Origin of the sequence: Pseudomonas putida, from assembly GCF_009883635.2 — a bacterium.
In the GTDB taxonomy this organism is placed as follows: Bacteria; Pseudomonadota; Gammaproteobacteria; order Pseudomonadales; family Pseudomonadaceae; genus Aquipseudomonas; species Aquipseudomonas putida_W.
In genome coordinates this window covers 3,473,583-3,485,922 of the sequence record NZ_CP026115.2, presented here as the reverse complement: position 1 = coordinate 3,485,922, position 12,340 = coordinate 3,473,583, and the positions used below count along the sequence as shown (strand labels likewise).

Here is a 12,340-nt window from a genome sequence, read left to right as displayed (position 1 = left end):
AATCCGGCGTCCGGGCTTGTGGCCCCGTCGCCCACTGCCCCCACGGTAGTCGAGTGCGGCACGCTGGAATTGTTCTGTTCGATCGCAGGGATTCCGGCCCGAGGGCCAATTCGTTAGATCTGGAACGATTGATCCAGATCAACGATTGCTAGGAAGCATAGTCCCGAATAGCCTGCTGGGCCGTGTGGTTGATTGCCGCGTGACCCGTTGCCCCACCCTCTTTCGCGGCAGGTGAAAAAGTGCCGACCACGGCAAACAGTAACCGTTTGTTACAAACAGATGATACGCTGCGGGCCCCTCTACTGCGCCGAGGCCAACAGGTTTCCGATGTCCGATTCCGCACCGCAGCTGTTGCGTCATCACCGCCCTTTCGTCGCCTTCTGGCTGGCCCGGGTGTTCACCGCCAGCGGCTTCCAGATGCTCACCGTGGCCATTGGCTGGCACCTCTACCAGCTGACCGGCAATGTGCTCGACCTGGGCTTGGTCGGCCTGGTCGAATTCGCCCCGCGGGTGCTGTTCATGCTGCACACCGGGCACGTCGCCGACCGCTATGACCGGCGCAAGGTCGCGGCGCTGTGCCAGAGCCTGCAGGGGCTGATCGCCCTGGCGCTGGCCGTGGGCAGCGCCACCGACAACGTCAGCCGCGAGCTGATCTTCGTCCTGGCCTTCCTGCTCGGTGCCACCCGCTCGTTCGAGATGCCGGCGACTCAGGCGCTGCTGCCCAACGTGGTGCCGCAGGGGCTGTTCCCGCGGGCGGTGGCGGCCTCGGCCTCGGCGACCCAGGCGGCCACCATCGTCGCCCCGGCCGTGGGTGGCTTCCTGTACGCCTTCGGCAGCATCTGGGTGTACGGCCCGACCGTCGCCTTGTACGCCATCGCTTGCCTGTTGATGCTCAGCCTCGACTCGCGCCAGCAGGTGCCTCAACGCGGCCGCGCCAGTATCGAGTCGCTGATGGCCGGGATCCGCTTCATCCGCAGCCGGCCCGACATCCTCGGGGCCATCTCGCTGGACCTGTTCGCCGTGTTGCTCGGTGGCGCCACCGCCCTGCTGCCGGTGTTTGCCAAGGACATCCTGCTCACCGGCCCGTGGGGCCTGGGCCTGCTGCGCTCAGCGCCGGCGGTCGGGGCACTGCTGATGTCGCTGTGGCTGGCGCGCTTCCCGGTCGAGCGCAAGGTCGGCCGCACCATGTTCACCGCCGTCGGCCTGTTTGGCGTGGCAACCATCGCCTTCGGCCTGTCGACCTCGTTCTGGTTTTCGCTGGCGGTGCTGGTGGTGCTGGGCGCGGCGGACATGATCAGCATGGTGATCCGCGGTGCCTTCGTGCAGCTGGAGACGCCGGACGAGATGCGCGGGCGGGTGAGCGCGGTGAACGGGTTGTTCATCGGTGCTTCGAACCAGTTGGGTGAATTCGAGTCCGGGGTGACGGCGCACTGGTTTGGCACGGTGCCGGCGGTGGTGCTGGGAGGGGTCGGTACACTGGTGGTGACGGGGCTGTGGATAAGACTGTTCCCCACCCTGGCCAAGCGGGACCGTTTGCACAACGGTTGATCGTTCGCTTGTGCCGGCCTCTTCGCGGGGCAAGCCCGCTCCCACACAGATCGCACAGGTTTCAAGATGTGGAGCGGGCTTGCCCCGCGAAGAGGCCGGCACAGGTGACAAAGAAACCCATTCCCCAACGGCGATAGGCCCCCGCCGAGCATGCTGGTATGATGCGCGGCTTTTTTCCGCCCCATACAAAACACGGCATCCGCTACGGTCTGTGCTTTGCTGATGGGGTCGATACAATCACGGCGCGAGGGCGCCCTGGGGAGCGGGCATGCTGGACAGGCTGTTTCAACTAAAAGCACACAACACCAACGTGCGCACCGAGATTCTTGCGGGCGTCACCACCTTCCTGGCCATGGCCTACATCCTGTTCGTCAACCCGAGCATCCTCGGCGAGACCGGCATGGACAAAGGCGCGATCTTCGTCGCCACCTGCCTGGCCGCCGCCATCGGCTCGACCACCATGGGCCTGATCGCCAACTACCCGATCGCCCTGGCGCCGGGCATGGGCCTGAACGCGTTCTTCACCTACACGGTGGTCCTGCACATGGGCCACACCTGGCAGGTGGCCCTGGGAGCGGTGTTCCTCTCGGCGGTGATGTTCTTCCTGCTGTCGATCTTCCGCATCCGCGAATGGATCGTGAACAGCATCCCGCTGCCGTTGCGTTCGGCGATTGCTGCAGGTATCGGCCTGTTCCTGGCGCTCATCGCCCTGCATAATGCCGGCATCGTCGTCGATAACCCGGCGACCCTGGTGGGCCTGGGCGACCTCAAGCAGCCAGCGCCGATCCTCGCCACCCTGGGCTTCTTCCTGATCGTCGGCCTCGAGTCGCTGAAGGTTCGTGGCGCGGTGCTGATCGGCATCCTGGCCGTTACCATCGCCTCGATCCTGATGGGTGTGACGCCATTCGGCGGCGTCGTGTCGATGCCCCCATCGCTGGCGCCGACCTTCCTCCAGCTGGACATCAAGGGCGCCCTCGACGTGGGCCTGGTCAGCGTGATCTTCGCCTTCCTGTTCGTCGACCTGTTCGACAACTCCGGCACCCTGATCGGCGTGGCCAAGCGCGCCGGCCTGATGGGCAAGGACGGCCACATGCCGAAAATGGGCCGTGCCCTGATCGCCGACAGCACCGCGGCCATGGCCGGCTCCCTGCTGGGCACCTCGACCACCACCAGCTACATCGAATCCGCTGCTGGCGTGAGCGCCGGGGGCCGTACCGGCCTGACCGCCATCGTGGTCGCCATCCTGTTCCTGCTGGCGCTGTTCTTCGCCCCGCTGGCCGGTAGCGTGCCGGCCTTTGCCACCGCCCCGGCACTGCTGTTCGTCGCCGTGCTGATGGCCTCGGGCCTGGCGGAAATCAACTGGGACGACGTCACCGAAGCCGCACCGGTGGTGGTGACCGCCCTGGCGATGCCGCTGACTTACTCGATCGCCAACGGCATCGCCTTCGGCTTCATCTCCTGGACCGCCGTCAAGCTGATCTCTGGCCGCCACCGCGACCTGAACCCGGCCCTGGTGATCCTTTCCATCCTGTTCGTCATCAAGCTGGGCTGGTTCAACGCATGAGTGCTGTCTTCGATCCCTCCGCCTACGACACCCAGCTCGAGGGCAAAGTCGCCCGCCTGCGCGAGCTGCTGGCGCCCTTCGGCGCGCCGGAGCCGGCCGTTTTCGACTCGCCGCGCGAGCACTACCGCCTGCGCGCCGAGTTCCGCCTGTGGCGCGAAGATGGCCAGCGCCACTACGCGATGTTCGCCCCGGGCGACAAGCACAAGGCGATCCTGATCGACGATTTCCCCATCGCCAGTCAGCGCATCAATGAGCTGATGCCGCTCCTGAAGGCCGCCTGGCAGGCCAGCGAGGAACTGGGCAATCGTCTGTTCCAGGTGGAGTTCCTTACCACCCTCGCCGGCGATGCCATGGTCACCCTGTGCTACCACCGCCCGCTGGATGAAGCCTGGGAAGTGGCTGCCCGGCAGTTGGCCGAAGACCTCGGCGTGAGCCTGATCGGCCGTTCGAAGGGCAAGCGCCTGGTGATCGGCCGCGACTACGCGGTGGAAAAACTCGATGTGGCCGGCCGGGTATTCAGCTACCGCCAGCCGGAGGGCGCGTTCACCCAGCCCAACGGCGCGGTGAACCAGAAGATGCTGAGCTGGGCGTTCGAGGCCATCGGCGAGCGTGAGGACGACTTGCTGGAGCTGTATTGCGGCAATGGCAACTTCACCCTGCCGCTGGCCACCCGCGTGCGCCAGGTGCTGGCCACCGAGATCAGCAAGACCTCGGTCAATGCCGCGCTGAGCAACCTCGACGAGAACGCTGTGGATAACGTGCGATTGGTACGTTTGTCGGCAGAGGAATTGACCCAGGCACTGAATGAAGTGCGGCCATTCCGTCGTCTGGAAGGTATCGATCTGAAGAGTTATGAGTTCGGCACCGTGTTCGTCGACCCGCCACGGGCCGGCATGGACCCGGATACCTGCGAGCTGACTCGGCGTTTCGAGCGGATTCTGTACATCTCGTGCAATCCAGAGACGCTGGCGGCGAACATTGCCCAGTTGCAGGACACGCACCGCATCGAGCGTTGTGCGTTGTTCGACCAGTTCCCCTATACCCACCACATGGAAAGTGGCGTCCTGCTGGTTCGGCGCTGACTTTCAGATCGCCGGGGCTGCTCTGCAGCCCCAGGCTTCACTCAGAAGTCGAAGAAGACCGTCTCCCCTTCCCCCTGAATACGGATATCGAAGCGATATGCCGTTTTCCCATCTACCTCGCAACGCTTGGCAATCAATGTCTCGCGACGCTGCGGCTGCTCGATCAGGTTGAGCACCGGGCACTTGGCATTGGCGTCCGCCTCATCATCGAAATACAGGCGCGTATGCAGGTGGATGTTGATCCCCCGGGCAAACAGGCTGATGTTGATATGCGGCGCCATTGGCACACCCGCAGCATTGTTCACCACTCCAGGCTTGACCGTGTGCACGGTCCACTCGCCGGCATCGAAGGTGGTGGCGGTGCGGCCGAAGCTGTTGAAGGCGTTTTCCAGGTTGTAGGCATCCTGGTACTGGCCATTGGCATCGGCCTGCCACAGTTCCAGGAACGAATCACGCACGAGGTGGCCGTTGCCGTCATACACCTGGCCGATCAGCAGGATGTGCTCGCCCGCAGCGTCTGGCTTGGCCAGGCGGTTCCAGATTTCCTGGTCGCGGGTCGGGTTGCCGGCCGCTTCCAGGGCCAAGCCGATGTGTACGTAGGGGCCGGCGGTCTGCGAGGGGGTTTCCGGCAGCAGTTCGATTGGCATGGCGGGGTCCTCAGCAGTTTTCGAAGTGGGTCTTGCGCTGGCCGCGCAGCACGATGTCGAAGCGGTACGCCAGGCAGTCCATCGGGTTGGCGTTGCTCATGTCGAGCTTGGCGATCAACTGCTGTACGGCTTCGGGGTTGGCGATCGACTTGACGATCGGGCACATCGGGATCAGCGGGTCACCTTCGAAATACAGTTGGGTGATCAGCTTGGTGGCGATCGACGGGCCGCTGATGCCGAAGTGGATGTGCGCCGGGCGCCAGTCGTTCGGGCCGTTGCGCCATGGGTACGGGCCCGGCTTGATGGTGCGGAAGCTGTAGTACCCGTCGCGGTCGGTCAGGCAACGGCCGACGCCACCAAAGTTCGGGTCCAGCGGCGCCAGGTAGCGGTCGTTCTTGTGGCGGTAGCGGCCGCCAGCGTTGGCTTGCCACATCTCCACCAGGGTGTTCGGCACAGGCTTGCCGTACTGGTCGACGATGCGCCCGGCAACGATGATGCGCTCGCCGATCGGCAGGCCTCCGTTGTTGAAGTTCAGCAGCAGGTCGTGGTCGTGGGCACCGAAGCCCAGGTGGGAAAAGTCCGGGCCAGTGGTTTCGCTGATCGACTGTGGGATGCTGACCAGTGCCTGGCGCGGCGAGCGGGCAATGGACGTCTTGTAGTCGGGCGTCAGGGCCTTGGGGTGCCAGTTGCGATCACGGATCACGAAGCGGCTGTTGTCCTGGGCGGGCATGCCGGATTCCTCTCTTGGAATTATGAAAACGCCTGTACACGGCAGGCGGACTTGCAGTTTCAGATAGGTCGCGCGGGATGAATATTGAAATCAGCTGCCCAATACATAACCAAAAGGTTATGTATTAGTGGCTTTGGCTGGGGTGATCTAATCTTTATCCCCATGTTTCACGCTCTGGAGAGCACTTCATGGAATGGCGAAAAGGCCGGCGCAGCGACAACGTGGTCGATGCCCGCGGCGAAGGTGGTGGCGGTGGCGGCATGCGCTTTGGCGGCGGCAAGGGGCTGGGGCTTGGCGCGATACTGCTGATTGTCGGCATCGGCTGGCTGACCGGCCAGGACCCGTTGCAGATCCTCGGCCAGCTCGCCGGGCAGATGGATCAACAGCAACAGCAGGCAGCGCCAAATGGTGCCGGCGGCAAGGCACCGCCGGCCAATGACGAACAGGCGCAGTTCGTCGCCTCGATCCTGGGCGACACCGAAGACACTTGGAAGGCCTTGTTCGCTCAGGCTGGCAAGCAATACCGCGATCCCAAGCTGGTGCTGTTCAGCGGCCAGGTGAATTCGGCCTGCGGCTTCGCTTCCGCGGCAGTCGGGCCGTTCTACTGCCCGGCGGATCAGCGGGTTTACCTGGACATGTCGTTCTTCCGCGAGATGGAAACCCGTTTCGCCGCGGCTGGTGACTTCGCCCAGGCCTACGTGATCGCCCACGAGATCGGCCACCACGTGCAGACCTTGCTGGGGGTATCGGCCAAGGTCGATACCGCGCGGCGCGGTGGCCAACGCATGGAAGGCGACAATGGGCTGCTGGTGCGCCAGGAACTGCAGGCTGACTGCCTGGCCGGGGTATGGGCGTATCAGGCACAGAAGCGGTTGAACTGGCTGGAGCCCGGCGATGTCGAGGAGGCACTGAACGCGGCCAATGCCATTGGTGACGACCGGCTGCAGCAGCAGGGCCAGGGGCGCGTGGTGCCCGACTCCTTCACCCATGGCACCTCGGCGCAGCGGGTGCGCTGGTTCAAGGCTGGGTTTGCCCAAGGGGATGTGAACAGTTGCGACACCTTCAGCGCGCGTAGCCTCTGAAATTGCACGGGGCCGCTTTGCGGCCCATTCGCGGGGCAAGCCCGCTCCTACAGGTGCAGCGCAAGCCTGGTCTATGTGATACCCCTGTAAGAGCGGGCTTGTCCCGCGAATGGGCTGCAAAGCAGCCCCCTGCCATCTCCAAAAAGCAAACGTTTTCACATAGTTACAAATCAGCTGAAAAAGCGATTCAGCTTTCCGTTCCTCGTGCCGATAACACCTGCACGAATCAGCGGGCCTCCCAGAACAACAACGCCCTGCGATCGATGATCAAGTGAGCGAATGAATTTTCTGGAGAGCGTGCATGAACAGCTGGTTCGCAAATATCAGCGTCAACCTCAAACTCGGCCTGGGCTTCGGCCTGGTGCTGTTTCTAACCGGCCTGCTTGCCCTGACTGGCTGGACCAGCCTGGGCAGCCTGATCGACCGCAGCAACTGGATGGGCGACATCGGCCAGCTCAACAAGGACCTGACCGACCTGCGCATCTCGCGCCTGCAGTACATGATCGCCAACGGCGATGACACCGCCGCAGCCAACACCCAGGCCAAGCTCGATGCTTTCAGCAAACAGCAGCAGTACCTGGTCACCACCTTCACCAGCCCGGCCAACGTCGCGCTGCTCAAGGAGCTGGGGCAGACCATCAGCGAGTACAAGGTGTCGTTGAACAAGATGCGCGCCGGCTACAAGAGCTCGCTGGCCGCCCGTGATGCGATGAACGTATCGGCGGCCAAGGCTGATGAGGCCATGGAGCTGCTGAGCCAGGACGTCATGTCCCGCCCCGAGGCCGACAGCGTTCGCCTGGCCCAGTACCAGCTGATCAGCAAGGCGCGCCAGCAGCTGCTGCAGGTGCGCATCGATGTGCGCGGCTACATCGCCGACAACACCGCCGCCAACGAGCAGGCCGCCCTGCGTCAGCTGGACGGTGCGTTGGCCGACATCGACAACCTCAAGCGCCAGCTGCCCGCGGAAGCCACCCGCGTGCAGCAGTTCGAGCAATCGGTGCAGGCCTATCGAGATGCCGTGCGCCAGTTCCGCGATGCGGTCGCAGAGATCACCGTTGCCCGTGCGGAAATGACCGTGCAGGGTGCCGACATCGTCAAGCGCAGCGACGCGCTGTACAAGATCCAGCTGGAACGCCGCGACGCCGAAAGCGCTCAGGCCCGTAGCCTGCAGACCATCGCCACGCTGCTGGCACTGCTGGCTGGCGTGATTGCGGCCGTGGTCATCACCCGCCAGATCACTCGCCCGCTGCGCGATACCCTGCAAGCCGTGGAACGCATCGCCGGTGGCGACCTGACCCACGACCTGCGCGTCACCCGCCGCGACGAAATCGGCGTGTTGCAACAAGGCATCGCGCGCATGGGCACCACCCTGCGCGAGCTGATCAGCGGCATCCGTGACGGCGTGACCCAGATCGCCAGCGCCGCCGAAGAGCTGTCGGCGGTGACCGAGCAGACCAGCGCCGGTGCCAACAGCCAGAAGGTCGAGACCGACCAGGTGGCCACCGCCATGCACGAAATGGCCGCTACCGTTCAGGAAGTGGCGCGCAACGCCGAACAGGCTTCACACGCGGCCACCGGTGCCGACGACGAGGCCCGTGCCGGTGACCGTGTGGTGGGCGAGGCGATCAGCCAGATCGAACGCCTGGCCGAAGAAGTACACCGCTCCACCGAAGCCATGAACCTGCTGCAACAGGAAAGCCAGAAGATCGGCAGCGTAATGGACGTGATCAAGTCGGTGGCCGAGCAGACCAACCTGCTGGCGCTCAACGCCGCGATCGAAGCGGCCCGTGCCGGTGAAGCCGGCCGTGGTTTCGCCGTGGTCGCCGACGAAGTGCGCGGCCTGGCCCAGCGCACGCAGAAGTCCACCGAAGAGATCGAAGAGCTGGTGGCCAGCCTGCAACACGGCACCCAGCAGGTGGCCAACGCCATGCAGGGCAGCCGCACGCTGACCGACAGCAGTGTCGAGCTGGCACGCAAGGCCGGTGCCTCGCTGGAGAACATCACTGGCACGGTGTCGAGCATCCAGTCGATGAACCAACAGATCGCGGCGGCGGCCGAGCAGCAGAGCGCGGTGGCTGAAGAGATCAGCCGCAGCATCCTGAATGTGCGGGATGTGTCCGAACAGACTGCAGCGGCCAGTGATGAAACGGCAGCGTCCAGCGTCGAGCTGGCGCGTCTGGGTGGTCACCTGCAGATGCTGGTCAGCCAGTTCCGCGTCTGACCTCAAGACCGCTTTCGCGGGGCAAGCCCGCTCCCACAGGATTACCGCTGCCTTCAGGAGAGCGAAGAACCTGTGGGAGCGGGCTTGCCTCGCGAAGAAGCCATCATTGCCTGTACAAACTTACTTGACGATCATCCCCACCCCGCGCCCACGCGGATCCGAAGCGGTCTCAAGCTGCGCGCCGTTCACCCGGATCGCCTGGATATCGCCCATCTCCCAGCCCTGATCCTCCAGCACATAACCCATCTTCTTCAGCTCATCAGCCACAGGCCCGGTCAGCGGCGCGTAGCTGTCGAAGTAGATGGTGTCCTTGGGCAGCAACTGATGGTGCACCCGCTGCGCCGCCACGGCCTTCTCAAGCGGCATGCCGTAGTCGTACAGGTTGTTCATCACCTGGAAGATCGAGGTAAAGATCCGCGAACCACCCGGGGTACCGATCACCAGTTCGACCTTGCCGTCGCGGGTCATCAGGCTCGGGCTCATCGACGACAGCATGCGCTTGCCCGGCTCGATGGCGTTGGCGTCACCTCCGACCACGCCAAAGGCATTCGCTGCGCCAGGCTTGGCGCTGAAGTCGTCCATCTCGTCGTTGAGCAGGAAGCCCGCGCCCTTGACCACCACGCCGCTGCCGTAATCGAGGTTGAGGGTGTAGGTGTTGCTGACGGCGTTACCCTGCTTGTCGACGATCGAGAAGTGTGTGGTCTGATGCGGTTCCAGGCCCGGCTTGACCTTGTCGGTCTCGGAGATGGCTTTCGGGTTGACCTGGGCGGCACGCTTGGCCAGGTAGTCCTTGGCCACCAGCTGGTCGACCGGGACCTTGGTGAACGCCGGGTCGCCAAGGTAGTCGGCACGGTCGGCGAACACGCGCTTTTCAATTTCCGAAAGCAGGTGGATGTACTGCGCCGAGTTGTGCGCCACGCCCTTGAAGTCCGACGCGCGGTCTTCCTTGATGCCTAGCAGCTGGGCCAGGGCCACGCCGCCGGAGCTTGGCGGTGGCGCGGTGTAGACCACATTGCCGCGCCAGCTGATGGCGATCGGTTCGCGCCACACGGCCTTGTAGTCCTTCAGGTCTTCCTTGGTGATCAAGCCCTTGTCGGCCTGCATCTGCGCCACCAGCAGGTCGGCAGTCTTGCCTTGGTAGAACTCACTCACGCCCTTGTCGGCGATGCGTTCGAGGGTCTGGGCCATTTCCGGCTGTTTGAACAGCTCACCGACCTTCATGTTGCCGAAGTAATCGTTGAAGTTGGTCGCGGTCTTGAACATGCCCTGGGCATCGTTGCGGTACTGGTACTGCTTCTCGGCGACCTTGAAACCGTTTTTCGCATAACCGATGGCCGGGGTCAGCAACTCGCTCCAGGGCAGCTTGCCGAACTTCTGGTGGGCTTCCCACAGGCCCATCACCGTGCCAGGCACGCCTGCGGCGCGCACGCCGACCAGGCTCAGGTTCTCGATCACCTCGCCCTTGTCATCCAGGTACATGTTGCGCGTGGCGGCCTTGGGCGCCACTTCGCGGTAGTCGAGGAAGTACGGCTTGCCGTCGACGAAGAGGGTCATGAAGCCACCGCCGCCGATGTTGCCCGCCTCGGGGTAGGTCACCGCCAGGGTGAATGCAGTGGCCACCGCCGCATCCACCGCGTTGCCGCCCTTCTTGAGAATATCGGCGGCTACCTGTGCACCATATTGATCGGGCGCGGCGACAGCGCCGCCTTCCAACGTGGCGGCGTAAGTCGAGGAACAGCTCAGGATCGCGGCTGCCAGAGCCAGGTACTGGAACGGGACGATACGCATGACACTTCCTTGGTGTTGTTTTTGTTGAGCAGTCAGTAAGGCCGAAGCGCTGCGACTGTGCAATCAAACGCAGGAAGTTTCGCCGCCTGTGGACAGGATCTGTCGCGTTCAGGCAACTCAGCAGGCGTACATCGCCAGTTTGCGCTGGATGAAATCGAGGAAGCACTGGATACGCAGGGCCAGCTGCGTGTTGCGGTAGTACACCGCGTGGATCGGCTGGCGGTAGCCGTTGTTGGCGTCGCTCAGCAGCACCTTGAGGCGACCGACGCGGATGTCTTCGTGGGTCATGAAGTGCGACAGGGCGACGATGCCCTCCCCGGCCAGCGCCAGCTGGCGCAGGGTCTCGCCGCTGGAGGCGATCAGCGCCGGGCGAATGCTCCAGCGGTCACCCTGGGCGTGGCGTAACGGCCATTGGTTCAGCGACTCGGGCTGGCTGAAGCCGAGCAGAGCGTGGCCGTTCAGGTCTTCGACTTTTTCAGGTGTGCCGTGTTGTTCCAGGTACGCCGGGCTCGCCAGCACCTGAACCGGGCTGCAGCCGAGCGAACGGGCATGCAGGCTGGAGTCGGCGAGGTCACCGATGCGGATGGCCACATCGGTGCTCTGCTCCAGCAGGTCGATGATCAGGTCGTCAGTGTTCAGTTCCAGCTCGATGGCCGGGTACTGGCGACGGAATTCGCCGATCCACGGCAGGATGGCATGCAGCATGAACGGTGCAGCGGCATTGATGCGCAGGCGCCCCGAGGGCGTCTGGCGGTTCATCGACAGATGCTCCTCCATCTCGTCCATCTGCTCCAGCACCCGGCGCGCGCGTTCGAGGAAGAAACGGCCTTCTTCGGTCAGGTCCATGCGCCGGGTGGTGCGGTTGACCAGGGTGGTGCCGAGCTTGGCCTCCAGGCGTGACAGCGTGCGGCTGACAGCCGACGGGGTCTGGCCCATCTGCTCGGCGGCGGCGGAGATCGAGCCGCAGTCGATGACGGCGACGAATACCTGGAGTTCTTCGGATCGAGTTTTCACGTCTGGGTCCGTGGCGGCTGCTTGCAGGGATTAGATCGCCTTGCCAAATACCTTGTCCAGATGCGCGGCATACGCCGCCAGCGCCGCCGGCACGTCCGGGCGCTTCATCACATCCACCGCCAGGAAGGTTGGCAGGCCGCTCATGCCGAGGAACTGGTTGGCCTTGTGGAACGGGAAGTACACCGCATCCACACCCTTGCCTTCGAAGAAGTCGGTCGGGTCATCGAACGCCTGCTGGGGGGCATTCCAGGTCAGCGACAGCATGTACTGCTTGCCGTGCACCAGGCCACCGCTGCCGTACTTCTGCGAATGGTCGGAGCGGGTGCGGCCGTCGTTGGCGTAGAGGCTGCCGTGGCCGGCGGTGAACACGTCGTCGATGTATTTCTTCACGGTCCACGGTGCGCCCATCCACCAGCCCGGCATCTGGTAGATGATCACGTCAGCCCAGAGGAATTTCTCCACTTCGGCCTGGGCGTCGTAGCCACCGTCGATGAAGGTCTGCTGCACGTCGTAGCCGGCGCGGTCGAGATGGGCCAGCGCAGCGTCGTGCAGGGTCTGGTTGAGGCGGCCGTCGGAATGGGCGAACTGTTTGCCACCGTTGAGCAGAAGGATCTTTTTCATGCTGGGCCTCCTGGGCCGAGTGAATAATTCAGGGCCGCAGGTT

10 protein-coding genes are annotated in these 12,340 nt (G+C 64.0%); 5 read left to right on the top strand and 5 right to left on the bottom strand.

Going from position 1 to position 12,340, the window contains the following annotated elements; genetic code table 11:
- The first annotated feature begins 327 nt into the window (after positions 1–327).
- From C2H86_RS15850 to trmA, 3 genes are all read left to right on the top strand, one after another.
- A complete protein-coding gene (locus tag C2H86_RS15850) occupies positions 328–1,548 on the top strand; it encodes an MFS transporter (protein WP_159408857.1) in 1,221 nt (406 codons plus the stop codon).
- A gap of 268 nt (positions 1,549–1,816) precedes the next feature.
- Positions 1,817–3,112 (top strand): NCS2 family permease, encoded by a 1,296-nt coding sequence (locus C2H86_RS15845; RefSeq protein WP_159408856.1) that lies wholly within the window; start codon positions 1,817–1,819, stop codon positions 3,110–3,112.
- Entirely contained in the window at positions 3,109–4,194 is a 1,086-nt protein-coding gene (gene trmA / locus C2H86_RS15840; protein WP_159408855.1) for a tRNA (uridine(54)-C5)-methyltransferase TrmA, read from the top strand. The genes C2H86_RS15845 and trmA overlap by 4 nt, the downstream gene beginning before the upstream one ends.
- Before the next feature lie 41 nt (positions 4,195–4,235).
- On the opposite strand, the gene pcaG is transcribed toward trmA, so the two are convergent.
- Both pcaG and pcaH read right to left on the bottom strand, forming a co-directional pair.
- Entirely contained in the window at positions 4,236–4,841 is a 606-nt protein-coding gene (gene pcaG, locus C2H86_RS15835) for a protocatechuate 3,4-dioxygenase subunit alpha (RefSeq protein ID WP_159408854.1), read from the bottom strand.
- 10 nt (positions 4,842–4,851) lie between these two features.
- Complete coding sequence (gene pcaH, locus C2H86_RS15830; RefSeq protein WP_103449008.1) at positions 4,852–5,571, bottom strand: protocatechuate 3,4-dioxygenase subunit beta; 720 nt, start codon at positions 5,569–5,571, stop codon at positions 4,852–4,854.
- A 188-nt stretch (positions 5,572–5,759) separates the two neighbouring features.
- Between pcaH and ypfJ the strand changes: the two genes are divergently transcribed.
- Together ypfJ and C2H86_RS15820 are read left to right on the top strand one after the other, a co-directional pair.
- The gene (ypfJ, locus tag C2H86_RS15825) at positions 5,760–6,653 is read left to right on the top strand and encodes a KPN_02809 family neutral zinc metallopeptidase (RefSeq protein ID WP_159408853.1); all 894 of its coding nucleotides are present in this window, start codon (positions 5,760–5,762) and stop codon (positions 6,651–6,653) included.
- Positions 6,654–6,954: 301 nt separating this feature from the next.
- Positions 6,955–8,874, top strand: a complete 1,920-nt coding sequence (locus tag C2H86_RS15820) for a HAMP domain-containing methyl-accepting chemotaxis protein (RefSeq protein ID WP_159408852.1) — start codon at positions 6,955–6,957, stop codon at positions 8,872–8,874.
- Between the two features lie 120 nt (positions 8,875–8,994).
- Here the strand turns inward: C2H86_RS15820 and ggt are convergent, their stop codons facing one another.
- The 3 genes from ggt to C2H86_RS15805 all read right to left on the bottom strand — a co-directional run bounded on the left by ggt (position 8,995) and on the right by C2H86_RS15805 (position 12,297).
- Positions 8,995–10,662 (bottom strand): gamma-glutamyltransferase, encoded by a 1,668-nt coding sequence (ggt, locus tag C2H86_RS15815; RefSeq protein WP_159408851.1) that lies wholly within the window; start codon positions 10,660–10,662, stop codon positions 8,995–8,997.
- A 117-nt stretch (positions 10,663–10,779) separates the two neighbouring features.
- Entirely contained in the window at positions 10,780–11,676 is an 897-nt protein-coding gene (locus C2H86_RS15810; protein WP_159408850.1) for a LysR family transcriptional regulator, read from the bottom strand.
- Between the two features lie 30 nt (positions 11,677–11,706).
- Positions 11,707–12,297, bottom strand: coding sequence for an NAD(P)H-dependent oxidoreductase (locus C2H86_RS15805; RefSeq protein ID WP_159408849.1), 591 nt, complete (start codon positions 12,295–12,297; stop codon positions 11,707–11,709).
- Positions 12,298–12,340 lie beyond the last annotated feature (43 nt).

Bases quoted from the DNA above. Each gene is read 5' to 3' on its own strand.
- C2H86_RS15845 (WP_159408856.1), top strand. From the start codon at position 1,817: ATGCTGGACAGGCTGTTTCAACTAAAAGCACACAACACCAACGTGCGC.
- trmA (WP_159408855.1), top strand. From the start codon at position 3,109: ATGAGTGCTGTCTTCGATCCCTCCGCCTACGACACCCAGCTCGAGGGC.
- pcaG (WP_159408854.1), bottom strand. From the start codon at position 4,841: ATGCCAATCGAACTGCTGCCGGAAACCCCCTCGCAGACCGCCGGCCCC.
- C2H86_RS15850 (WP_159408857.1), top strand. From the start codon at position 328: ATGTCCGATTCCGCACCGCAGCTGTTGCGTCATCACCGCCCTTTCGTC.
- ypfJ (WP_159408853.1), top strand. From the start codon at position 5,760: ATGGAATGGCGAAAAGGCCGGCGCAGCGACAACGTGGTCGATGCCCGC.
- C2H86_RS15820 (WP_159408852.1), top strand. From the start codon at position 6,955: ATGAACAGCTGGTTCGCAAATATCAGCGTCAACCTCAAACTCGGCCTG.
- ggt (WP_159408851.1), bottom strand. From the start codon at position 10,662: ATGCGTATCGTCCCGTTCCAGTACCTGGCTCTGGCAGCCGCGATCCTG.
- pcaH (WP_103449008.1), bottom strand. From the start codon at position 5,571: ATGCCCGCCCAGGACAACAGCCGCTTCGTGATCCGTGATCGCAACTGG.
- C2H86_RS15805 (WP_159408849.1), bottom strand. From the start codon at position 12,297: ATGAAAAAGATCCTTCTGCTCAACGGTGGCAAACAGTTCGCCCATTCC.